Source organism: Pseudomonas sp. R1-6 (assembly GCF_051132115.1).
In the GTDB taxonomy this organism is placed as follows: Bacteria; Pseudomonadota; Gammaproteobacteria; order Pseudomonadales; family Pseudomonadaceae; genus Aquipseudomonas.
Genome location: NZ_CP071662.1, coordinates 4,336,453 through 4,357,894, shown reverse-complemented (window position 1 = coordinate 4,357,894; position 21,442 = coordinate 4,336,453). Strand labels below are relative to the sequence as shown.

The following is a 21,442-nucleotide window of genomic DNA, read 5'->3' as shown; positions in this document are numbered from 1 at the left end:
ATTGTGGCGAGGGGATTTATCCCCGCTGGGCTGCGCAGCAGCCCCAAATACTGATTCCCCGGTGTGTCAGGCAGATGGGGTTGCTGCTTAGGGGGCTGCTGCGCAGCCCAGCGGGGATAAATCCCCTCGCCACAGGGGTCAGACAGTCGGCGAAGGCCTAGGCTTTGACACCCGCCTGACGACTCGGCACCACCGCCTCCAACGCCCGCCACAACCCCGGCGCTTTCTCCCCCAGCAGTAAATGCCACACGCCATGCTCCAGCGAACTGACCCCCTGGCAACCCAGCGCCTTGAGCTGGCTTTCCGACAACCCCTTGCCATCGGCCAACCGCACGCGCAAACGGCTCATCGCCACGCAATCGAGCTGCAACACATTCCTGCCACCGCCCAGGGCATCGAGCCATTGCTGTGCTTCGGCCTCCGGGACAGTTGTCGTTAAGGCCGGCTCGACCACGGCGTTCGCGGGCGTACTGACGGCCTGATCGGAAGAGGGCAACGCCAAGCGAATCTCATCGGCAATGCTATCGGCCATCGGCCCCACCACCACCTGCAAGCTGCCGCCATTGCCGGGGCGGACCACCGCCATGGCGCCAAGGGCCTTGAGCTGGGTGTCGCAGGCCTTGTTGCGATCCACCATGTCCAGGCGCAAGCGCGTGGTGCAGGCGCCGACGGTAATCAAGTTGTCGGCGCCACCCAGGGCCTGGATGTAGGCGGCGGCACGTTGGTTCTCGGCGATGATCGGCTTTTCGCCCATCGCCACGTCTTCACGTCCCGGCGTCTTCAGGTCGAAGCGGCGGATGCAGAAGTCGAACACCAGGAAATAGACCGCCCCATAGACCAGGCCCACCGGTACGACCAGCCACCCATTGGTGGATTTGCCCCAGCCCAGGACCATGTCGATGAAACCGCCCGAGAAGGTAAAGCCCAGGTGAATATCCAACAGATTGGTCACCGCCATCGACAGGCCGGTGAGCAACGCATGGACCAGATACAGCAACGGCGCGAGGAACATGAAGGCGAATTCGATCGGCTCGGTGACGCCGGTCAGGAACGAGGTCAACGCCATGGACAACAGAATCCCGCCCATGACCTTGCGCCGCTGGGGCAGGGCATTGCGGTACATCGCCAGGCACGCAGCGGGTAGGCCGAAAAGCATCACCGGGAACATGCCGGTCATGAACTGGCCGCCCTTGGGGTCGCCGGCGAAATAACGGGTCAGGTCACCGGTAACCACGGCGCCGGTGGCGGGGTCAGTGAAGCTGCCGAAAATGAACCACGCCATGTTGTTGAGGATGTGGTGCAGGCCAGTGACGATCAGCAGTCGATTGAACACACCGAAGACGAACGCGCCGAAGCTGCCGCTGGCCATCAACAGCTCGCCGAAGCTGTTGATGCCGTGCTGGATCGGCGGCCAGATCAGGCCGAACATCACGCCAAGGCCCACCGCGCTGAAACCGGTCACAATCGGCACGAAGCGCCGGCCCCCAAAAAACGCCAGGTACTCCGGCAGCTTGATGTCCTTGAAGCGGTTGTACAGCCCGCCGGCCAACAACCCACTGACGATCCCGGCGAGCATGCCCATGTTGATCGTCGCGTCGAGCACCTTCAATGTCGCGACCATTACCAGGTAGCCGATGGCCCCGGCCAGTCCGGCCGTACCGTTATTGTCCCGGGCGAAGCCCACGGCGATGCCGATGGCGAAGATCAGCGCCAGGTTGGCGAAGATCGCCTGGCCGGCATCGTGGATGATCGCGATGTTCAACAGGTCCGTGTCACCCAGGCGCAGCAGCAGGCCGGCAATCGGCAAAATCGCGATCGGCAGCATCAGCGCCCTGCCGAGGCGTTGCAGCCCTTCGATGAAATGCTGGTACATGGCGTCTCTCCTTTTATTGTTCTGCGACGGTCTCAGCCCAGGGGCCAATGTTGATGACAGGCCTGGCGCACGGCGGCGGCGCTGGGCAGGTTCAGCAAATCGGTACTGACGCGGCGGCACTGCGCTGTGTCGAGGCGGCGCACGCGGTCCTTGATTTCGCCTACCTGCGGCGGGCTGACCGACAGCTCCCGTACACCCAGCCCGATCAGCACCGGTGTCGCCAGGGGATCGGAGGCCAGGGCCCCGCACACGCCAGCCCAACGCCCATGGCGGGCGGCGCCGGCACAGGTCTGGGCGATCAGCCGCAACAGCGCGGGGTGCAAGGCGTCGACGCGGGCGGCGAGACCGGCGTGGTCGCGGTCCATGGCGAGGGTGTACTGGGAAAGGTCGTTGGTGCCGATGGACAGGAAGTCCGCATGCTCGGCCAGTTGCTCGGCGAGCAATGCGGCGGCTGGCACTTCGATCATCACGCCCACCTGCGGACGTTCCTCCAGGCCCATTTGCGCACCCAGGACGTCAATGCGCTGGCGAATGTGCAGCAGCTCGGCGACCTCGGTGACCATCGGCAACAGGATCCGGCAGCGATGCAACGGACGGATTTGCAACAGCGCGCGCAATTGTTGATCCAGAAGTTCCGGGCGCACCTGGCCCAGGCGAATGCCTCGCAGGCCGAGCACCGGATTGGCTTCGGCCGGAAGCGGCAGGTAGTCCAATTGCTTGTCGCCGCCGACGTCGATGGTGCGGATGATCACCGGCTTGTCGCCCATGGCATCGAGCACGGCTTGATAAGCCTGGCGCTGCTCTTGTTCGTCGGGGGCGGTGTGACGGTCGACGAAAAGGAATTCAGTGCGCAGTAGGCCAACGCCATCGGCGCCGTTGGCAAAGGCCTGGCCGGCTTCGGCGCTGGAGGCTACGTTGGCAGCGACTTCGACATCTACGCCATCGAGGGTTCGCGCCGGGGCGTGGGCGAGGGTTTGCTGCTGGGCCCGCAGCGCTGCGCGTTGGCTTTGTGCTTGCCGCACCTGGGCCAGGCGCTCGGCGCTTGGTGTGAGTTCGAGGCGGCCACCGTCGGCGTCCAGCACCACCGGTTGACCGGGCAACTGCTCAAGCAGCGGATCGCCCAACGCAACCAGGCAGGGCAGGCCTTTGCCGCGAGCCAGGATCGCCACGTGGGACGTCGCGCCGCCCTCGGCCATGCATACGCCTGCCACGCCCTGGGCGCAGAGTTGCAACAGGTCCGACGGGGTCAGTTCCTGCGCGACAACAATGGCGCCCGCTGGGACGTCGAATTGCCAAGCCTCACCCAGTAGCGCCCGTAGGACTCGCTGGCGCAGGTCATGCAAATCATTGGCGCGCTCGGCCAGCAGCGTGCTTTGCAATTGCCGCAGCACTTGGCACTGTACGTCGATCGACCGGCTCCAGGCGTGGGCCGCCGCGCTCCCTTGCTCGATAGACAGGTACGCGGCATCCAACAGGACCGGATCTTCCAGCAACGCCAAATGAGCGCTGAAGATCGCTTGCTCATCGATGTGGCGCCGGGCCTTGGCGTTTTCGAGTGTCAGCTGGATTTCCTGACTGACTTGAGCCAGGGCATCGAGCAGTCGTTGGCGTTGTTCTTCGACATTGTGGCCGCCGGGATCTTTGGGTAATTGAATGCCATCCAATCGAACCAGCGGTCCGCTCGCCAGGCCGGGCGCGGCGCAGACGCCATGCAATACGCCTTCTTCGGCGGCGTGCCGGGTTGTCAGGACCTGCGGCGCCCTGCTGTGAGCTTCTTCGGCCAGAGCGGTGGACAAGCTCGCCAGCAGCGCTTGCAGCGCCGCTTCGGCATCGCTGCCGCGACAGCTGACATGCACTTCGGCCTGTTCGGTGATCGCCAGGCCCATCATGCCCATGACGCTGTCACAGGACGCCGACCGCCCCCCAAAGTGTAACTGCGAGCGGCTTTTGAATCCCCGTGCGGTCTGGCGAACCAAGGCCGCCGGCCGCGCATGCAAGCCGCCTCGATGGGCGATGCGAATCTGGCCGGACACTTCGATGCCGACGTCCAGGTCGTCAAGCTGTCCTGCACCGGGCGCCCTGGCGACGACGTGCAACAGAGGTTCGCCGACCTTGACCCCTTTCAGGGTGATAGGCCGTGCCTGGAAATGTTCGCCATTGGTGATGACCAACAGGCTGACCAGGCTTTTGCAGCGCTGGGCCACTTTGTCCAGGTCGTAGCGCAGCAGCGCTTGCCCGTTGCTGACGCGCGTGCCTTCCTTGACCAGCATGAAAAAGCCGTCGCCCTGCAACTCGACGGTGTCCAGCCCCAGGTGCAGCAGCAATTCGGCGCCGTTGTCGGCCCGCAGGGTCACGGCGTGGCCGGTGCGAGCGACGTGGATCACCTCGCCGTCGCAGGGGGCGTAGAGGGTGTCGTTCAGCGGGTCGATGGCGATCCCGTCGCCCATGGCGCCGCTGGCGAATACGGCGTCCGGAACGTTGGTGAGGGTGAGCACCGGGCCGCTGAGCGGGGCGCTGAGGGTCAGCTCTTTATTGTTGTTGGGCATGGGCTCGCTCTCTGTGTAATTTCATGGGCCTTGCATGGAAGAACGCCGTCGGGTCAGTGGGTCCGGGTGACCTTGCTCAAATGCCGTGGTTTGTCCGGATCCAGGCCCCGGGCAAGGGCCAGCCGGGCAGCCATGCCATAAAAGCTCTGGATCGCCAGGATCGGGTCCAGGGCCGGGTGATCGGCGCGGGACAAGGTCAAGTCGCGCTCGACGATGTCATCGGGAGCCGCCAGCAGCACCCGGGCGCCGCGCTGGCGCATATCGGCGGCCAGACCCAACACGCCGGCCTGCTCGGCACCGCGCGGGGCGAACACCAACAGCGGGTAGTTTTCATCGATCAGCGCCATCGGGCCGTGGCGGACCTCGGCGCTGCTGAAGGCCTCGGCCTGGATCGCCGAGGTTTCCTTGAATTTGAGCGCCGCTTCCTGGGCGATGGCGAACCCGGCGCCACGGCCGATCACCATGAGCCGCTGGCAATCACGGAGCGTTTCGACGGCGGCGCCCCAGTCCTGGCCTGCGGCCTCGCGCAAACCTTCAGGCAGCGCAGCGCCGGCGTCGAGCAACTCGGCGTCGTCCTTCCAGTGCGCGACCAAACGCGCGCTGGCGCTGAGGGTAGCGATGAAACTCTTGGTGGCGGCAACGCTGCTTTCGACGCCGGCGCACAACGGCACGCTGAATTCACAGGCCGCCTCCAGCGGAGAATCCTCTGCGTTGACCATCGCAACGCTCAACGCGCCGCGTTTGCGCAACAGGCGCAGGCTGTTGACCAGGTCCGGGCTCTGCCCCGACTGGGAGAACGCGAACGCCACCTGGCCACTGACCTTCAAAGGCGCCTGTTGCAGGGTCACCACCGACATCGGCAGCGACGCCACCGGCAAGCCCAATTGCTGCATGGTCAGGTAGGCGAAATAACTGGCGGCGTGGTCGGAACTGCCCCGAGCGATGGTCATCGCCACTTGCGGCGGTTGACGACGCAGGCGTCCGGCGATTTCCTCCAGCGTTGGGTCCAGCCGCTGCAGTTGGCGCTCGACGGCTTCGGCTGAGGCCTGGGCCTCTTCAAGCATTTTGCAAGTCAATGGCTTCTCCTTCGACCATCACGTCGATCAGGTTCAAGTTACGGTCGAGACGCACACAGTCGGCCCAGGCGCCGGGTTGCAGGCGTCCGCGCTCGGGCAGGCCGAGGTAGTCGGCGGGAAATTGCGACAGGCGTCGGGAAGCTTCGTCGATCGGCAGGCCGATTTTCACCAGGTTGCGCAGGGCCTGGTCCATGGTCAGGGTGCTGCCGGCCAGGGTGCCATCGGCCAGGCGCACGCCGCCCAGGCATTTGGTCACGGTGTGGCTGCCCAGCTTGTATTCGCCGTCGGGCATGCCAGCGGCGGCGGTGGAATCGGTGACGCAATACAGGCACGGGATCGAACGCAACGCCACGCGCATCGCACCGGGGTGCACGTGAAGCAAATCCGGGATCAGTTCGGCGTATTGCGCATGGGCCAGCGCCGCACCGACGATGCCGGGCTCGCGGTGATGCAGTGGGCTCATGGCGTTATACAAATGGGTAAAACTGCTGGCCCCGGCCGCGAGTGCCGCGACGCCTTCTTCATAGCTGCCGAGGGTATGGCCGATCTGCATGCGCACGCCGCGAGCGCTGAGGGCGCCAATCAAGGCATCGTGACCGGCGATTTCCGGCGCAATGGTGATCACGCGGATCGGCGCCAGGGCCAGGTACGTTTCCACCTCGGCCATCAAGGCGGTGTGGGCGAAATTCGGTTGGGCGCCGAGTTTGCCGGGGTTGATGTAAGGGCCTTCCAGGTGAACACCGAGCACCCGTGCGCTGCCGCTGGGCCGCTGTTCGCAGAATTCACCGAGGGCCTTGAGTACGCGGATGATTTCTTCGCTCGGCGCCGTCATCGTCGTGGCGAGCAACGCCGTTGTGCCGAATCGCACATGGGTGCGGGCAATGGTTTCGAACGCCGCCGCGCCTTCCATGATGTCCTTGCCGCCACCGCCGTGCACATGCAGGTCGATGAAGCCGGGCAGCAGGTAGGGCAGGTCGTTGCTCGTCGGGTCGCAGGGCTGGCCTTCGATGGACACGACCCTGCCGCGTTCATGGATCAGGCGGCCGCGTATCCAGCCGTCGGCGGTGAGGATGTTGTTTTCGGACATGGGATTCTCGGTCGTCTAGCGCCGCAACTCTGCGACGAAGTCGTAATAGTCGTTGCGGCAATAGGTGTCGGTGACTTCGATGGGCGTGTTGTCTTCCAGATAGCCGACCCGCGTCATCAACAGCATCGCGGTGCCGGGGGCGATGCCCACCAGGGCGGCGAATTCGTCCGAGGCGTTGATGGCCTGGATGTGTTGCAGGGCGCGCACTACCGGTTTGCCGATGCTGTCGAGGAATTCATAAAGCGAATCGCCCACCGCCTGCGGCTTGGCAATGATCGATGCGGGCAGGGTGCTCATCTCGATGGCCATGACCGTGTCGTCGGCCTTGCGCAGCCGTTTGAGCCGGGCGACTTTGTCGGTGGGCGAGAGGCCCAGGCGTATCAATTCCTCATGGGTTGGCGGGGTGATCTCCCGCTCCAGCCATTGGGAGCCGGGCACAAAGCCTTTGAGCCGGAGCATCTCGCTGAAACCGCTAAGGCGTGAGAGCGGTTGTTCCAGGCGTGGGGTGATGAACGTGCCCGAGCCTTGGTTGCGGCGGATCAGGCCTTGTTCGAACAGCACTTCCAGCGCCTTGCGCGCGGTGACCCGGGATATCCCCAATTGCTCGCTCAAGCTGCGCTCGGACGGCATCGCTTGTTCGGCTTTCCACTGGCCAGCATGGATGGCGGCTTCCAGATTGCGGGCCAGTTGCAGGTAGAGCGGGGTGGGTTGGGTGTCGTCGGGGCGCAGGGTCTGGATGTTCATTTGGGTGTCCGATGCGGTTTTTTGTGGGCGTTATCGCTCGGTGGCTTGGGGTGGAAGCTAATACCACTTGAATACCATGTCAACGCTGCTTTTCTAGGGTTGGCCTGTGTTTTCTGGGTATTTATTCGGGTGTTATTTAAGTGGTATTAGGGTGGTTTTTGTGGGGCGTGGAATTACAGCGTTGGGATGGGGTTTTTGAAGGTCAGTGGTATGCACGGAGGGCGGGTTGTGGAGTTTGATATTTATTTTTATGGCGACCGGTGGTAGTGCGTTTTGTGTGTATATCCGCCGGCACATCCAACATTCTCATTGACTGAGCCACCGCTATCGCGAGCAGGCTCGCTCCCACAGGGGAAACGCGAACACCCAGAACCAGGCCGCCTCGGGACGAGCCTTGATCTTCATCGCGAGCAGGCTCCCACAGTGGTTTCGTGTCGTTGACAAATATGCCAATCGACATCGAACCCTGTGGCGAGGGAGCTTGCTCCCGCTGGGCTGCGAAGCGGCCCTGAAACCTGACAGCGCGGTGTGTCAGGCAGATCGAGTTGACTACTTTGGGGTTGCTGCGCCCGAGGCGTCGGACCGTCCCAGCGGGAGCAAGCTCCCTCGCCACAAGAGCGCTTATCCACAGGAACTTCTTGCCGCAAGAAAATGGGCTACGGCCGAATCTCGATCATCGTCCCATCCGGCACAAGGTTCCACACCTCACGCATGTCCACATTGCGCATGGCGATGCAGCCGTCGGTCCAGTCCAGGGTGTGGAACAACTGCTCAGGGTTCTCCTCCGAGTCCGGCGTGCCATGAATCATGATCATGCCTCCCGGTTCCACGCCTTCGCGGCGGGCGCGGGCGGCGTCGCTGATGTTGGGGTAGGAGATGTGCATCGACAGGTAGAACCGGTCGCTGACCTTGCGCCAGTCGATCCAGTAAAAGCCTTCGGGGGTGCGCTTGTCGCCCTCGATCAACTTGGGGCCTTTCTTGGCGCCCTTGCCCAAGGAGATGCGATAGGTCTTGAGGGGCTTGCCGTCGTTGATCAATTGCAATTGATGGGCGGACTTGAGCACCAGGACTTTTTCGATGACTTTGCCGTTGTAGGTTCCCACGGCGGCGGCCTGGGACATGGCGGTGAACGACAAGCAGAACAGCACAAGCAACCAGCGCATTGAAACGATATCCCTAGAGGTGTCGCGGCTATATTGGATTTTCTGGGCTCTGTACGAAATGTATCCGCACTCGCCCATACTGCGTTGAAACGAGGCTCGGAATGCTCATGTACTCCAGTACACTGCGCTTCCTCGCCCCGTTTCGCCTTGTCTGGCCTTCGCGCGAACACATTTCGTACAGAGCCTACGTATTGGCAGGCTGAGTCAGCGGCGGAATCGACTCGGATCGCACCGGGTATTGCTCGGCCCGCCGGTCAGCGTAGAAGTATTCTAGGGTACGGCCCACGGTGCGGAAAGCCAGCTCGTCCCACGGGATGTCAGCTTCTTCGAACAGCTTCACTTCCAGGCTTTCGGGGCCCGCGGCGAAATCCTCGTCCACCAGCTCGGCGCGGAAGAACACATGCACCTGGCTGATGTGCGGAACGTCGATCAGCGTATAGATGCTCAGGTTTCGCACCCGGGCGCAGGCTTCCTCGGCGGTTTCGCGCACGGCGGCTTGCTCGACGGTTTCGCCGTTTTCCATGAAGCCCGCCGGCAAGGTCCAGTAACCACGCCGTGGCTCGATGGCGCGCCGGCACAACAGGACTTTACTGCCCCAGGTCGGTACACATCCGGCAACGATATTGGGGTTCTGGTAATGAATGGTGTGGCAGGTGTCGCAGACAAAACGCAGGCGCGAGTCGCCCTCGGGTATGCGCTGGGTCACCGGGTTACCGCACTGGCTGCAGAATTTCATGCTTGGATTCCTGAAGGCTGCGCCTATCTTGGCGTGTGCGGGCCGGTATCGGCAAGTTGTCGTTTCGCGACATGACGCGGTCCGGGGCTTGGGCCGCTTGCCTGATTGGTGCATGATGCTAGGCAGCGAATAAATCGAGAAGTCTCATGCTGGACGAGCTACTGCATCGAGTAAGCAACCATACGCCGCGCGATCTGGAGACCGATCGGCGTTTTCCTGAAGCGGCGGTGCTGGTGCCGATCACGCGCAGTGATGAACCGGAGCTGGTGCTGACCCTGCGCGCCAGCGGTCTCTCGACCCACGGCGGCGAAGTGGCGTTCCCCGGTGGACGTCGAGACCCGGAAGACCCCGACCTGATCTTCACCGCCCTGCGCGAAGCCGAAGAGGAAATTGGCCTGCCCCCCGGCCTGGTGGAGGTGATTGGTCCCCTCAGTCCACTGATCTCGTTGCACGGTATCAAGGTCACGCCTTACGTCGGCGTGATTCCGGATTACGTCGAATACCAGGCCAACGACGCCGAGATCGCCGCCGTGTTCAGCGTGCCGTTGGAATTTTTCCGCAAGGACCCGCGCGAGCACACCCACCGCATCGACTACCAGGGCCGCAGTTGGTACGTGCCCAGCTACCGTTTCGAGGGGTACAAGATCTGGGGGCTGACGGCGATCATGATCGTGGAGTTGGTCAACCTGCTGTACGACGCCGGCATCGACCTGCACACGCCGCCCAAGACTTTCATCAACACCTGATGCCCCGAGGATTCCCATGAAATACCGCTTGGGCGATGCCCGTGTCGAAACCCACCCACAGAGCTGGGTCGCGCCCAACGCCACGCTGGTGGGCAAGGTCCGCCTCGAAGAGGGCGCCAACGTCTGGTTCAACGCGGTGTTGCGTGGCGACAACGAATTGATCCTGATTGGCAAGGATAGCAACGTGCAGGACGGCACGGTGATGCACACCGACATGGGGTATCCGCTGACCATCGGCACTGGCGTGACCATCGGCCACAACGCCATGCTTCACGGCTGCACAGTCGGGGACTACAGCCTGATCGGCATCAACGCGGTAATCCTCAACGGCGCGAAAATCGGCAAGAACTGCATCATTGGCGCCAACTCGCTGATCGGCGAAGGCAAGGAAATACCCGATGGTTCGCTGGTCATGGGCTCGCCGGGCAAGGTCGTGCGAGAACTGACCGAGGCCCAGAAAAAAATGCTCGAAGCCAGTGCGGCGCACTACGTTCACAACTCGCAGCGCTACGCACGCGACCTGATCGAGCAGGAACAATGAACACACCTGAACGCCCGATTCCGTCGCCCTGCGTAAACATCTGCTCGCTGGACGATGACGACGTCTGCACCGGTTGCCAGCGCACCGTCTCCGAGATCACTCAATGGCGCAAGATGAGCAACGATGAACGGCGCAGCGTCCTGGCGTTGTGTCATGAACGGGCCAAGGCCAATGGATTGGTGTGGATGCTGCCGGCGAGGCGTTGATGTCCACTTGTGAATACAAAATCCCTGCGGAGAGGGAGCAAGCTCCCTCTCCGCAGGGGCGTCTCACAAGGCTTTAATCGATCGTCGTCCCAACCACCGATCCAACCCCACCACCCCCAGCGCAATCCCGACAAACCCGGCCAACACGCCCCCGGCATTGATGAACACCTGTGGATAACCCAGGCTCGTCACGTCGATGAAAGGGTAGGGATAGGCCGCCAGCAGATCACCCCGTAGCAGGATGTAGGCGAAGTACACCAGCGGGTAAATCATCCACAGCCCGACGTGGCCCAGGCGCAACGTGCCTTTGGGCACCCAGAGCCCCCAATAGATGATGAACAGCACCGGCATGATGTCGTGCAGCAGTTCGTCGGCGATAAATTGCCAGCCTTCCGGTTGCCAGAGATGGCGCAGCAATACGTTATAGGCCAGGCCGACCAAGGCGATGCTCACCGCGATGCCGCTGCGTACCGCTGGACGCAGGAACCAACGCCTCACCGCTGATTCACGGCGGGTCACTTCCCAAGTCAATACCACGGCGGCCAAGGTATTGGTCAATACGGTGAAGAAACTGAAGAAGTTGACCAGGCCGCCCAACAGGCTCGCGCCCAGTTCCCATCGGCCCAGCAGGATCAGGTAGAGCTGAATGCTCAATCCCACCCAGCCGAGCAATGCCAGCATCGACACGAAACCGGTTCGCACGTTCATGGTTCAGATAGGCCGCTTGGTGCGCATCAACTTGACGTACAAGCGCTCGACCTTCTCCCGTGCCCATGGCGTCTTGCGCAGGAAGGTCAGGCTCGACTTGATGCTCGGGTCGCTCTTGAAGCAACGGATGTCGATGCGTTCCGCCAGGCCTGACCATTCGTAGTGCTGCACCAGGGCATTGAGGATCTGCTCCAGGGTCACGCCGTGCAGTGGGTTGTTGTTCGGTTCGGTCATGGCAAGCCTTGCATGATGAGCTGTGAAGCCGCGCACCTTAGCCGAGGCGCTCTGCGGGGGGAAGTGCCGCCGTTATCAGGGCTTGTATCCCCGGCACACTGTTACCGAATTCGAGATGATCCATGTCAACAAAAGCGCTTTCGCTATTTGTAACAGGACATTATCCTTGCGCCGCTTGCTGAAACGCTTCTTCTGGCGTACCAGAGCCTCTGCGTCCAGCTACTCCTGTTGAAAGGTCTAAAGAATGCCGAATGTCGCGATCCTGAGAGACAGCGCTGTCTTGGTAAATTCCTGTGGGAACGAGCTTACTCACCATAGCGATTGCACATTCAACATTCGAGTCGACTGACACGCCTTGATCGCGAGCAAGTCCGTTCCCACAGCGACCGCGTCATCGAATTTGCCTTTTTCCAACTGAACCATGCCCCCTCAAGATCGTCATCTAAAGTGACTACTTGCGCGGGACTCTTTAAAACGTCACGGAGATACACACTATGAGCGCTGAGGGTGCTTTGAGTCGAAGCCGTCTGCTACCGAGCTTGCTCGGCATTCTGCTTCTATTGATGGGGCTGGCCTTGTTGGCTGGTGGGATCAAACTGAGCACGCTCGGCGGCTCGCTGTATTATCTGCTGGCGGGCATCGGCCTGGCGATTACTGGTGTACTGCTGATTCTGGCGCGCCGTGCAGCGCTGGGGATGTACGCGCTGGTTTTATTCGCCAGTACGGTGTGGGCGTTATGGGAAGTGGGCCTGGATTGGTGGCAATTGGTGCCGCGCCTGGCCATGCTGTTCGCCTTGGGCATCGTCATGCTGCTGCCGTGGTTCCGGCGCCCGTTGCTGACCGCCGATGCATCGCCGATGGGCACCCGAGCGCTGGGTGCGGCCGTTGTCATCGCGGGTATCGCCGCCCTCGCCAGCCAATTCACCAACCCTGGTGAGATCAAGGGCCAACTGGACCGCGACAGCGTGCCGGGCGTGACCAACACCGCACCGGCCATGCCGGACGGGGATTGGAACTCCTACGGCCGCAGCGCCCATGGCGACCGTTATTCGCCACTGGCGCAGATCACCCCTGAAAACGTCAGCAAGCTGAAGGAAGCCTGGACGTTCCGCACCGGTGACCTGCCAGGGCCGAATGACCCAGGCGAGACCACCGCGGAAAATACCCCGCTGAAGGTCAACGGCATGCTTTATGTGTGCACGCCCCACAGCCAGGTCATCGCTCTGGAGCCAGAAACCGGCAAGGAAATCTGGCGCTTCGATCCGAAGCTTTCTACGCAGAACGCGGAAAACTTCAAGGGCTGGGCCCACATGACCTGCCGTGGCGTGAGCTATCACGATGACGCCGTCTACGCCTCGGCCGAGCAGAGCCCGACCGGCGCCGCCAGCACTACGCCAGCCAGCACCGTTTGCCCACGGCGGATCTTCCTGCCGACGGCCGACACCCGCCTGATCGCCCTCAACGCCGACACCGGCAAGATGTGCGAAGACTTCGGCGACAAAGGCCAGGTCGACTTGAGCGCCAACATCGGTGGTTTCACGGCCGGCGGTTACTACTCCACTTCGCCACCGGCGGTCACCCAGAATTTGGTCGTTATCGGCGGCCATGTCACCGATAACGTCTCCACCGACGAGCCAAGCGGCGTGATCCGCGCCTATGACGTGCACACCGGCAAGCTGGTGTGGAACTGGGACAGCGGCAACCCGGACGACACCACGCCGATTGCCGAAGGCCAGACCTACACCCGCAACTCGCCGAACATGTGGTCCATGTTCAGCGTCGATGAAAAACTCGGCATGCTTTACCTGCCGATGGGCAACCAGACCCCCGACCAGTTTGGTGGTTTCCGTACCCCTGAATCGGAAAAATACGCCGCTGGCCTGACCGCCCTGGACATCGCCACCGGCAAGGTGCGCTGGTACTTCCAGTTCACTCACCACGATCTGTGGGACATGGACGTTGGTGGTCAACCGACCCTGATGGACATGAAAACCGCCGATGGCGTGAAGCCGGCTGTGCTGGCATCGACCAAGCAGGGCAGCATCTACGTGCTGGACCGCAGCAACGGCCAGCCGATCGTGCCGATCAAGGAGGTCCCGGTGCCCCAAGGCGCGGTGGAAGGCGACTTCACCTCGCCGACCCAGCCGATGTCCGACCTGAACTTCGTGCCGCCGGTCCTCAAGGAGCGGGACATGTGGGGCGTCACGCCGTTCGACCAGATGCTGTGCCGGATCGACTTCAAGTCGCTGCGCTATGACGGTATGTTCACACCGCCTTCGTTGCAGGGCTCGATTGTTTATCCCGGCAACTTCGGTGTGTTCGACTGGGGCGGCATTTCTGTCGATCCGGTGCGCCAGATCGCCTTCGTCAACCCGAGCTACATGGCGTTCAAATCGAAGTTGGTACCGGCGGCGGAAGTGGCCGGTGGCCCGGGTCGCAAGAGCGAGACCGAAGGTGTGCAGCCAAACAAAGGCGCGCCATATGGCGTGATCCTCGAAGCGCTGCTCTCGCCCATGGGGCTGCCGTGCCAGGCGCCTGCGTGGGGTTATGTCGCGGCCGTGGACCTGACCAACAACAAGACCCTGTGGATGCACAAGAACGGCACGGTGCGCGACAGCTCGCCGGTTCCGATCCCGCTGAGCATGGGTGTTCCAAGCCTGGGCGGCACATTCACCACCGCCAGTGGCCTGGCATTCCTCAGCGGCACGCTTGACCAGTATCTGCGCGCTTATGACGTGAAGAACGGCAAGCAACTGTGGGAAGGCCGCCTGCCTGCTGGCGCTCAGACCACGCCGATGACCTACACCGGCAAGGACGGTAAGCAATACGTGCTGGTCGTTGCAGGGGGGCACGGTTCCCTGGGCACCAAGCAGGGTGACTATGTGATTGCCTACAAATTGCCGGATTAAGCCCTACCGGCGCTCATGAAAAAGGCGACACCCTTGCGGGTGTCGCCTTTTTTTGTGCCGGAATCTGAACATAAGCGGCTTTGTGGCGAGGGAGCTTGCTCACGCTGGATGCGTCAGCATCCCCCTACGTGTGATGGCCGGCAAAGCAGGGGGCCGCTTCGCCCGAGGCGTCGGACCGTCCCAGCGGGAGCAAGCTCCCTCGCCACAGGGGTATTGTGTATGACCTTTACAACTCGATCTTGACGGCCTGGGAAGCCCGGGTCGCCTTGGCGCGGGCGGCTTCGATGGATTCGTCGCGGGCCAGGGCCACGCCCAGGCGGCGCTGACCGTTGACTTCCGGCTTGCCGAACAGACGCAGCGCCGTGTCCGGCTCGCTCAGGGCGGCGCCGAGGTTGGCAAACGCGGTCTGGGTCGATTGGCCTTCCACGAGGATCACCGCCGAAGCCGATGGGCCGAACTGGCGGATCAACGGTATCGGCAGGCCGAGGATGGCCCGGGCGTGCAGGGCGAACTGAGACAGGTCCTGGGAGATCAGCGTGACCAGGCCGGTATCGTGGGGGCGCGGGGAGACTTCGCTGAACCACACTTGGTCGCCCTTGATGAACAGCTCGACGCCAAACAGGCCGCGGCCACCCAAGGCCTCGGTCACTGCCTTGGCGACGCGCTCGGATTCGGCCAGCGCCGCCGGGCTCATGGCCTGTGGCTGCCAGGATTCCTGGTAGTCGCCCTTTTCCTGACGGTGGCCGACCGGTGCGCAGAACGTGGTACCGCCGACATGGCGCACGGTGAGCAGAGTGATTTCGTAATCGAAATCGATGAAGCCTTCGATGATCACCCGGCCCTTGCCAGCGCGGCCGCCTTCCTGAGCGTAGTCCCAGGCTTTCTGCACGTCTTCAACGCCGCGCAGCAGGCTCTGGCCCTTGCCCGAGGAACTCATCACCGGCTTGACCACGCAGGGGAAACCCAGCGTCTCGACGGCCTTGCGGTAGTCTTCCACGGTGTCGGCGAAGAAATACGGGGAAGTCGGCAGGCCCAGCTCTTCGGCGGCCAGGCGACGGATGCCTTCACGGTTCATGGTCAGTTGCGCGGCGCGGGCCGTAGGAATCACCGTGAAACCTTCGGCTTCCAGCTCCACCAGGGTGGCGGTGGCGATGGCTTCGATCTCCGGCACGATGTAGTGCGGCTTCTCGGCCTCGATCACCGCACGCAGGGCGGCGCCGTCGAGCATGTTGATCACGTGGCTGCGATGGGCCACTTGCATCGCCGGCGCGTTGGCGTAGCGATCCACGGCAATCACTTCAACGCCCAGTCGCTGCAGTTCGATTACCACTTCCTTGCCCAGCTCACCGCTGCCACACAACAAAACGCGGGTCGCGGTGGGCGACAATGGAGTTCCGATACGGGTCATCTGAAGGTCCTCAAAACAGGAGCGGATCATCGGGGGCGCGCGCCGGGCGAGCTTCCCATGGGGAGAAAGCGCGGCATTTTACATGAACCGCGTCAGCCGGCGACGGCCTGTTTGCGCAAACGCCAGGCCATGATCAGCCAGACGGCCGTGACCCCGGCGAATTTCGAGAGCAGGGCGGTGATTATCACGGCGGGCGTCAGGGCATCGATCAGGCCGAAGAAAATGAATGTGTCGAGAGGGATGCTCAGTGCCGAACTGATCCACAACCGGTCATGCAGCGGACGCTTGGTGACCGTGAACACCAGCCAGTCGATGCACTCGGAGACGGCAAACGCCGTGGCGCTGGCCAGGGCGATGGTTGGGTCGGAGGTGACGTAGGACAGCACCAGCGCCACCAGCATCGCCACGATGGCGCCATGGCCGAAGCGGGTCTGCACCATGTCCCGCAAGATAAACACCAGGCCCCCCCAGGCCGACCAGATGATGTCCAGGTGCGGCGCGGCTGAAAATGCGAAGTTGATCAGCACGACGCTGCCGATGTAGGCGATCAGGAAAAGCATGGGACCGGGTACCTGGTGGGGATGGAATGTCGGGTGAACCCTCAAGGACAACGAAGCCCCCTGTGGCGAGGGAGCTTGCTCCCGCTGGGCTGCGAAGCAGACCCAAAACCTGACAACTCGGTGGATCAGATAGATCGAGGTGACTGTTTTTTGGGGGGCTGCTGCGCAGCCAGCGGGAGCAAGCTCCCTCGCCACAAGGGCCATTAGTGTCAGAAGGTTACTTCAGCAGCAAGCCATCCCTCAATCTTCCTCACTGTCATCCAGCTTCCAATACCCCACGGCCTTCACAAAATCCTGGTCCAGGCCTTTCTCTTCCAGCAATACCTTACGGATCTGCCGGGACACCTTGCTCTCGGTCGCGACCCAGGCGTACAGCTTGCCGCCGGGCATTTCCAACTGCTGCACGGTACGTAGCAGGCTGTCCTGGCGCCCCTCACGCAATACCCAGATCACATGCACCTGCGCGGGGCTGTGGAGCACCTGCTGTTCGGCGCCATTTTCCACTTCCACTACCACCAAGGCTTTCCGGTTGGGGGCAAGGCCTTCGAGACGGCGAGCGATGGCGGGCAAGGCGGTTTCGTCGCCGATCAACAGGTAGCTGTCGAAGACGTCCGGCACAATCATCGACCCCCGTGGCCCGGCGATGTTGAGGTATTGGCCGGGCGCGGCCTGGGCCGCCCAGGTCGAAGCGGGGCCGTCGCCATGGAGCACGAAATCGATGTCCAGCTCCAGGGCGTCCAGGTCATAGCGGCGCGGGGTGTAGTCGCGCATTTCTGGCATCGGACCCTGCGCCTTGCCCGCACCGGGCGCGAAGTTCTCCAGGGCTGCGTGTTCCTCGGCGTTCTGGGGGAACAACAGTTTTATGTGATCGTCGGTGCCCAGGCTGACGAACCCGGCCAGTTCCGGCCCGCCGACGGTAATGCGGCGCATGCGCGGTGTCAGGTCGACCACCCGCAGCACTTGCAGGCGGCGGCGTTTGATCTCGTGGCTGACGCGGTGGATGGTGTTTGGATCGACTCCAGTCATGCTTTTACTCCGAAACGGTTGGACGGCCAGGGCCGTCGACAATGGCTTTGGCGGTGTCGTTGAGCAGGTCGCGTACCCGCAGGATTTCATCCGGGCTCCAGCGGCCATGGTGCATTTGCAGGGCGTGGCGCAAGTTATGGACCGCTTCGTGGATTTCAGCGGGCCGATCCTGGCCGCGCAGCGAACGCTTGCTCACTTCGATGCGCATCCTTACGCCGTCGAGCGCCACGGCTTGCTCTTCAAGGGATAGACGTCCGGCATCGGTCACGCTGTAGCGTTTTTTCCCACCGTCGGCGTCGCCGCTGATCATTTCGCTCTCTTCAAGGAACGTCAGCGTTGGGTAGATCACACCGGGGCTGGGGCTGTAGGCGCCGTCGAACATGCTTTCGATCCGGCGGATCAGGTCATAGCCATGGCAGGGTTGTTCGGCAATCAGCGCCAATAACAGCAACTTCAAGTCCCCAGGGGCGAATACCCTGGGTCCCCGGCCGCCGCGTTCGCGGCCTGGCGGGCGTTTGTCGAAGCCGTCGTGGGCGGCATGTTCGCGGTGGGGATGGAAATGCGGGTCTCTCATTTGTGTGTCCTCCAAGGTTCTTAAGATAGAACTTAAGATATATCTTTCTTTTGTGCACGCCTGTTTTCGATAAATCCGACGAGCAGCCGATTGTCCAACGGCGTGACGAGCACGCGTTGAGTGTGGGAATGGAGACGGGAATGCGTGGGAATCGGACGTCGCGTATCGCTCGTCCCTTAACGGCTCGTTACCAACGGCTGGCACTGGGTATGCGTGCCCGGTTGCAGGTAGGGAGAGAGAAACGGCGCCATGCCTTTGAGCACCTGGACCGGCAAGGCGGAGGTGAACTTGAAGTTCTGCGCCGACACGCCGGGTACGTAAGCGGTGAGCGTGCCGAAATGGCTGTCACCGATGTAAAACACGAACGTCGCGGTGCGGTTGATGGACTTGGAGCTGATGACCCGCCCACCGGAGCCGACGGCTTCGATACGGTTGTCGCCGGTACCCGTCTTGCCACCCATGGCCAGTGGCGTGCCATCGGCCAGTTTGAAGCTGCCGGCCACCCGTTTCGCGGTGCCGGCATCCACCACTTGGGACAATGCACCGCGCAACGCACGGGCCACTTCGACCGGCATTACGCGCTTGCCGTTGTCCGGATCGCTGACCACTCGCGTTTCATAGGGCGTGTCGACGGCAAACTGCAGGCTGTCGACCCGCAGCGCAGGCTGGCGGACACCGTCGTTGAGAATCGTCCCCACCAGCTCCGCAAGCGCGGCGGGGCGATCCCCAGAGCTGCCGATCGCGGTGGCAAGGGACGGCACGAGATGGTCGAACGGGTAGCCGACCTTCTGCCAGCGTTGGTGAATATCCAGGAACGCTTCGATTTCGAGCATGGTGCGGATACGGCTGTCCCGAGCGCTCTTGTGCCGGCTTTTGAATAACCAGCTATAGACTTCCTGGCGCTCGAACCGGCTGGCCTTGACGATCTGGCTGAACTTAGCGTCGGGGTTGTTCAACAGATAGCCCATCAGCCACAGGTCCAACGGATGGACCTTGGCGATGAAGCCTTGGTCCGGCAGGTCATAGGCGCCGGGGCCGTAGCTCTGGTAGAGCCGTTCCAGGCGTTCATCGGTGAGTTTTTCAGCACTCTTGGCCGACTTCAGATGAGCGCGCACGAAGCGGTTGAAGCTTTCCTGGCTGTCGCTGGGAAAGAAATAGCGGTGCACGGCGGCCAGGCGGATGGCGGTGGGGCGCATGCCGTCGAGGAAGGTCTCGAGGCGCTGGCCAGTGTCCTTTTTCTGGTACTTCTTCCAGAACCTGAGCAGGAACGAGGTGCCTTCACGATCAGCAAACTGGGCGAGGTATTCCTGGCGACGCGGGTCTTTGTCGTCCTTGAGCAGTTCGGAACTGTTATTCGGGCCGGCGTAGGTGGCGTAGCGCACCAGGTCGCGCATCAGGCGAATGAAAGGCAGGTTGATGGATTCACGCAAGGCGTCGCGCAGCGTGGGGTTGCGACCGTCGTCCTCCTTGCGAAAGTTATGAAAAGTGTGCAGCCCGCCGCCGGTGAAAAACGCCTCGCCGGGGCTGGCTGAATACGTGCGATCCAGCGCCGCTTCGAGCATCTTCGGCAGGCTGCGGTCGGTGTTTTCGATCAGGTAGTCCACGGCCCAGCGGGACAGGCGGTCCTGGTCGGCGATCTCGGTTTTTTTCAGGGCAGCCGGGGCCTGTTGCGCATAACGCTCGTGGAGTTCGGCGATGATCTGCAAGTACGTGGTCAGCACCCGCAACTTGGCGGTGGAGCCCAGTTCCAGTTTGCTGCCCTCATTGATGTCGAAGGGTTGGTCGGTGCTGTCGGTCTGGATGCGCACTCGCGAGCCGTCCGGGGTCAGTTCCAGCAAGGTGAAGCTGTAGCGCACCTGCGTGGTGCTGGTGGGGGTCAACAGGCGCTCTCCCATCAGGCCGATCTCGGCGGCGAATGCCGGGTCGGCCAATCGCTTGAGGTACTCGGTGGCCTGGGCCTGCAAATCGCTTTGCAACGTGCTGGTGGCGGACAGGTCGAGGCGGTCGAGGTCGTACAGCGGACGATTGAGCAGCGCGGCGATGCGACTGCGGGCGGCACTGATGCCCTTGTTGGTTTCGATAGGCTGGACCGTCGGGTCCTGGACCCAATCGCGGTAGCTGACCTTACTGGCTAGTGCGGCATCTGCGAGCGCGGCATCGATCACGCCGTTCTGGGCCAGCAGCCGGATGTGGCTGTCGGTGAGACGGGCGAGTTCGTCGTGCCCCTTCGAGAGATAGTGCGACGGGCGTCGCTGGGCGATCATCAACGACAACATTTCCCGCAGGGCCAGGCCTTTTTCCGCAAGGCTCTTGGGGTCGGTGGCGGTGCTGGACAATCGTTCGTTGGCCCGTCTGAAATCCGCGCCATACCAGACCCTCAGCCCTTCGGCCATGCCGTGGACCTCGCCATGCCCCGGCACGGCTGAAAGCGGCACGCTGTTGAGGTAGTCACGAATGACCCGTTGGCGGGCCTCGAGGGTTTGCGGGCCGGCCTGATAGGCGCGCACGCTAGCGGAAATCATCTGACGGATCTTCTCCGCGCCCGACACGGTCAGGCCCTCGGGGGAATGCCGGTATTTCTCCAACTGCGTCGCGAGCGTGCTGCCGCCGGCGGATTGCCCTGGCAGGCTCAACAATTTGGCGACCTGGGACCACGCCGCCATGCCGAAGCGTGGCCAGTCCACCGCGGGGTTGGCCAATGGTTGCTTTGGGTCGAGCAGGAAGCGGTTCTCGATGAACAAAAGGCTTTGCACCACGACCGGAGGAATATCATCGAAACTGGCGTAAAGCTGTTGCGGATACTTGAACTGATAGACCGGCGCGGCGCGGCAATCGGTAATGGTCAAGCCAGCCTGGATCTTTTCCGCGTAGGGCACGAACAGGCCTTTGTCGACATAGTCCATCAAGGCCGGAGAAAAACGCGCCTGGGCCTCGATCACGTAGTCACGCTTGAGCAAACGAGGCAGGAATTCCCCCAGGGAGCTGTAGCCCAATCGCTGATCGAACGGGCCCGCACCGGGGTAGACGATGGCGTCGCTGGGGCCGGGTTGCACCGCATAGGTCAGGGACGCCGCGTATTTGCTGAGCTCCTGGGCCTGGAACCGGGACGTGCGCATCTCCTTGGCCACGGCCAGGCCGACCACCACCACGATAATCAGCAACAACAACCAGAACGCCCGCCAGCCATGCCGGGCGCGGCGAGTTTTTTTGGGTAAAGGCGCTTCTTCCATACGTTCAGTCGGGACCACAGGTTTATTCGAATCGGTTTGCCACAAAGCGCCCATAGTCGACTGATCCATTCACGC

18 protein-coding genes are annotated in these 21,442 nt (G+C 62.5%); 4 read left to right on the top strand and 14 right to left on the bottom strand.

The annotated features are described in order from the left end of the window. Positions 1-157 precede the first annotated feature (157 nt). The 7 genes from nagE to J3P81_RS19675 form a co-directional block, all read right to left on the bottom strand. On the bottom strand, positions 158-1,873 hold the full coding sequence (gene nagE, locus J3P81_RS19705) for an N-acetylglucosamine-specific PTS transporter subunit IIBC (RefSeq protein ID WP_434560435.1): 1,716 nt from the start codon (positions 1,871-1,873) through the stop codon (positions 158-160). A gap of 32 nt (positions 1,874-1,905) precedes the next feature. Further along, a complete protein-coding gene (gene ptsP, locus J3P81_RS19700) occupies positions 1,906-4,419 on the bottom strand; it encodes a phosphoenolpyruvate--protein phosphotransferase (protein ID WP_434560433.1) in 2,514 nt (837 codons plus the stop codon). 53 nt (positions 4,420-4,472) lie between these two features. Continuing rightward, on the bottom strand, positions 4,473-5,495 hold the full coding sequence (locus J3P81_RS19695; RefSeq protein WP_420765353.1) for an SIS domain-containing protein: 1,023 nt from the start codon (positions 5,493-5,495) through the stop codon (positions 4,473-4,475). Then, positions 5,476-6,582, bottom strand: a complete 1,107-nt coding sequence (gene nagA, locus J3P81_RS19690; protein WP_434560431.1) for an N-acetylglucosamine-6-phosphate deacetylase — start codon at positions 6,580-6,582, stop codon at positions 5,476-5,478. Before nagA ends, J3P81_RS19695 begins: the two co-directional genes overlap by 20 nt. A gap of 15 nt (positions 6,583-6,597) precedes the next feature. Next, positions 6,598-7,326 carry a GntR family transcriptional regulator gene (locus tag J3P81_RS19685; protein ID WP_420765351.1) on the bottom strand — a complete coding sequence of 243 codons (729 nt, stop codon included), beginning with the start codon at positions 7,324-7,326 and terminating at the stop codon, positions 6,598-6,600. Positions 7,327-7,982: 656 nt separating this feature from the next. Beyond that, positions 7,983-8,489, bottom strand: a complete 507-nt coding sequence (locus J3P81_RS19680; RefSeq protein WP_434560429.1) for a L,D-transpeptidase family protein — start codon at positions 8,487-8,489, stop codon at positions 7,983-7,985. A 184-nt stretch (positions 8,490-8,673) separates the two neighbouring features. Continuing rightward, the gene (locus J3P81_RS19675) at positions 8,674-9,225 is read right to left on the bottom strand and encodes an NUDIX hydrolase (RefSeq protein WP_434560427.1); all 552 of its coding nucleotides are present in this window, start codon (positions 9,223-9,225) and stop codon (positions 8,674-8,676) included. Between the two features lie 146 nt (positions 9,226-9,371). Here J3P81_RS19675 and J3P81_RS19670 point away from each other — a divergent pair, with 146 nt between their 5' ends. Genes J3P81_RS19670 through J3P81_RS19660 form a run of 3 tightly spaced genes read left to right on the top strand, consistent with a single transcriptional unit; the run spans position 9,372 to position 10,718 of the window. Further along, complete coding sequence (locus J3P81_RS19670) at positions 9,372-9,971, top strand: CoA pyrophosphatase (protein WP_420765348.1); 600 nt, start codon at positions 9,372-9,374, stop codon at positions 9,969-9,971. 16 nt (positions 9,972-9,987) lie between these two features. After that, positions 9,988-10,512: a gamma carbonic anhydrase family protein gene (locus J3P81_RS19665; RefSeq protein WP_420765347.1), complete on the top strand. Its 525-nt coding sequence runs from the start codon at positions 9,988-9,990 to the stop codon at positions 10,510-10,512. Next, the gene (locus J3P81_RS19660) at positions 10,509-10,718 is read left to right on the top strand and encodes a DUF1289 domain-containing protein (protein ID WP_420765346.1); all 210 of its coding nucleotides are present in this window, start codon (positions 10,509-10,511) and stop codon (positions 10,716-10,718) included. The genes J3P81_RS19665 and J3P81_RS19660 overlap by 4 nt, the downstream gene beginning before the upstream one ends. Positions 10,719-10,781: 63 nt before the next feature. Here the strand turns inward: J3P81_RS19660 and J3P81_RS19655 are convergent, their stop codons facing one another. Beyond that, the gene (locus J3P81_RS19655; RefSeq protein ID WP_434560425.1) at positions 10,782-11,426 is read right to left on the bottom strand and encodes a Pr6Pr family membrane protein; all 645 of its coding nucleotides are present in this window, start codon (positions 11,424-11,426) and stop codon (positions 10,782-10,784) included. A 3-nt stretch (positions 11,427-11,429) separates the two neighbouring features. Next, complete coding sequence (locus tag J3P81_RS19650; RefSeq protein ID WP_420765344.1) at positions 11,430-11,660, bottom strand: VF530 family DNA-binding protein; 231 nt, start codon at positions 11,658-11,660, stop codon at positions 11,430-11,432. A gap of 494 nt (positions 11,661-12,154) precedes the next feature. Between J3P81_RS19650 and J3P81_RS19645 the strand changes: the two genes are divergently transcribed. Continuing rightward, positions 12,155-14,569, top strand: a complete 2,415-nt coding sequence (locus J3P81_RS19645; RefSeq protein ID WP_434560423.1) for a glucose/quinate/shikimate family membrane-bound PQQ-dependent dehydrogenase — start codon at positions 12,155-12,157, stop codon at positions 14,567-14,569. A 226-nt stretch (positions 14,570-14,795) separates the two neighbouring features. Here J3P81_RS19645 and purT read toward each other — a convergent pair whose 3' ends face one another. The 5 genes from purT to J3P81_RS19620 all read right to left on the bottom strand — a co-directional run bounded on the left by purT (position 14,796) and on the right by J3P81_RS19620 (position 21,421). Continuing rightward, positions 14,796-15,977 carry a formate-dependent phosphoribosylglycinamide formyltransferase gene (gene purT, locus J3P81_RS19640; RefSeq protein ID WP_434560421.1) on the bottom strand — a complete coding sequence of 394 codons (1,182 nt, stop codon included), beginning with the start codon at positions 15,975-15,977 and terminating at the stop codon, positions 14,796-14,798. 92 nt (positions 15,978-16,069) lie between these two features. Further along, a complete protein-coding gene (locus tag J3P81_RS19635) occupies positions 16,070-16,537 on the bottom strand; it encodes a VUT family protein (RefSeq protein WP_420765341.1) in 468 nt (155 codons plus the stop codon). A gap of 240 nt (positions 16,538-16,777) precedes the next feature. After that, a complete protein-coding gene (locus J3P81_RS19630; RefSeq protein ID WP_434560419.1) occupies positions 16,778-17,563 on the bottom strand; it encodes a siderophore-interacting protein in 786 nt (261 codons plus the stop codon). A 4-nt stretch (positions 17,564-17,567) separates the two neighbouring features. Then, positions 17,568-18,137, bottom strand: coding sequence for a PadR family transcriptional regulator (locus J3P81_RS19625; RefSeq protein ID WP_434560417.1), 570 nt, complete (start codon positions 18,135-18,137; stop codon positions 17,568-17,570). A 176-nt stretch (positions 18,138-18,313) separates the two neighbouring features. After that, a complete protein-coding gene (locus tag J3P81_RS19620) occupies positions 18,314-21,421 on the bottom strand; it encodes a transglycosylase domain-containing protein (RefSeq protein ID WP_434560415.1) in 3,108 nt (1,035 codons plus the stop codon). Positions 21,422-21,442: the final 21 nt, after the last annotated feature.

Bases quoted from the DNA above. Each gene is read 5' to 3' on its own strand.
- J3P81_RS19650 (WP_420765344.1), bottom strand. From the start codon at position 11,660: ATGACCGAACCGAACAACAACCCACTGCACGGCGTGACCCTGGAGCAG.
- J3P81_RS19620 (WP_434560415.1), bottom strand. From the start codon at position 21,421: ATGGGCGCTTTGTGGCAAACCGATTCGAATAAACCTGTGGTCCCGACT.
- purT (WP_434560421.1), bottom strand. From the start codon at position 15,977: ATGACCCGTATCGGAACTCCATTGTCGCCCACCGCGACCCGCGTTTTG.
- J3P81_RS19655 (WP_434560425.1), bottom strand. From the start codon at position 11,426: ATGAACGTGCGAACCGGTTTCGTGTCGATGCTGGCATTGCTCGGCTGG.
- J3P81_RS19660 (WP_420765346.1), top strand. From the start codon at position 10,509: ATGAACACACCTGAACGCCCGATTCCGTCGCCCTGCGTAAACATCTGC.
- J3P81_RS19625 (WP_434560417.1), bottom strand. From the start codon at position 18,137: ATGAGAGACCCGCATTTCCATCCCCACCGCGAACATGCCGCCCACGAC.
- J3P81_RS19670 (WP_420765348.1), top strand. From the start codon at position 9,372: ATGCTGGACGAGCTACTGCATCGAGTAAGCAACCATACGCCGCGCGAT.
- J3P81_RS19685 (WP_420765351.1), bottom strand. From the start codon at position 7,326: ATGAACATCCAGACCCTGCGCCCCGACGACACCCAACCCACCCCGCTC.
- J3P81_RS19665 (WP_420765347.1), top strand. From the start codon at position 9,988: ATGAAATACCGCTTGGGCGATGCCCGTGTCGAAACCCACCCACAGAGC.
- J3P81_RS19675 (WP_434560427.1), bottom strand. From the start codon at position 9,225: ATGAAATTCTGCAGCCAGTGCGGTAACCCGGTGACCCAGCGCATACCC.
- J3P81_RS19645 (WP_434560423.1), top strand. From the start codon at position 12,155: ATGAGCGCTGAGGGTGCTTTGAGTCGAAGCCGTCTGCTACCGAGCTTG.
- J3P81_RS19630 (WP_434560419.1), bottom strand. From the start codon at position 17,563: ATGACTGGAGTCGATCCAAACACCATCCACCGCGTCAGCCACGAGATC.
- J3P81_RS19680 (WP_434560429.1), bottom strand. From the start codon at position 8,489: ATGCGCTGGTTGCTTGTGCTGTTCTGCTTGTCGTTCACCGCCATGTCC.
- nagE (WP_434560435.1), bottom strand. From the start codon at position 1,873: ATGTACCAGCATTTCATCGAAGGGCTGCAACGCCTCGGCAGGGCGCTG.
- ptsP (WP_434560433.1), bottom strand. From the start codon at position 4,419: ATGCCCAACAACAATAAAGAGCTGACCCTCAGCGCCCCGCTCAGCGGC.
- nagA (WP_434560431.1), bottom strand. From the start codon at position 6,582: ATGTCCGAAAACAACATCCTCACCGCCGACGGCTGGATACGCGGCCGC.
- J3P81_RS19635 (WP_420765341.1), bottom strand. From the start codon at position 16,537: ATGCTTTTCCTGATCGCCTACATCGGCAGCGTCGTGCTGATCAACTTC.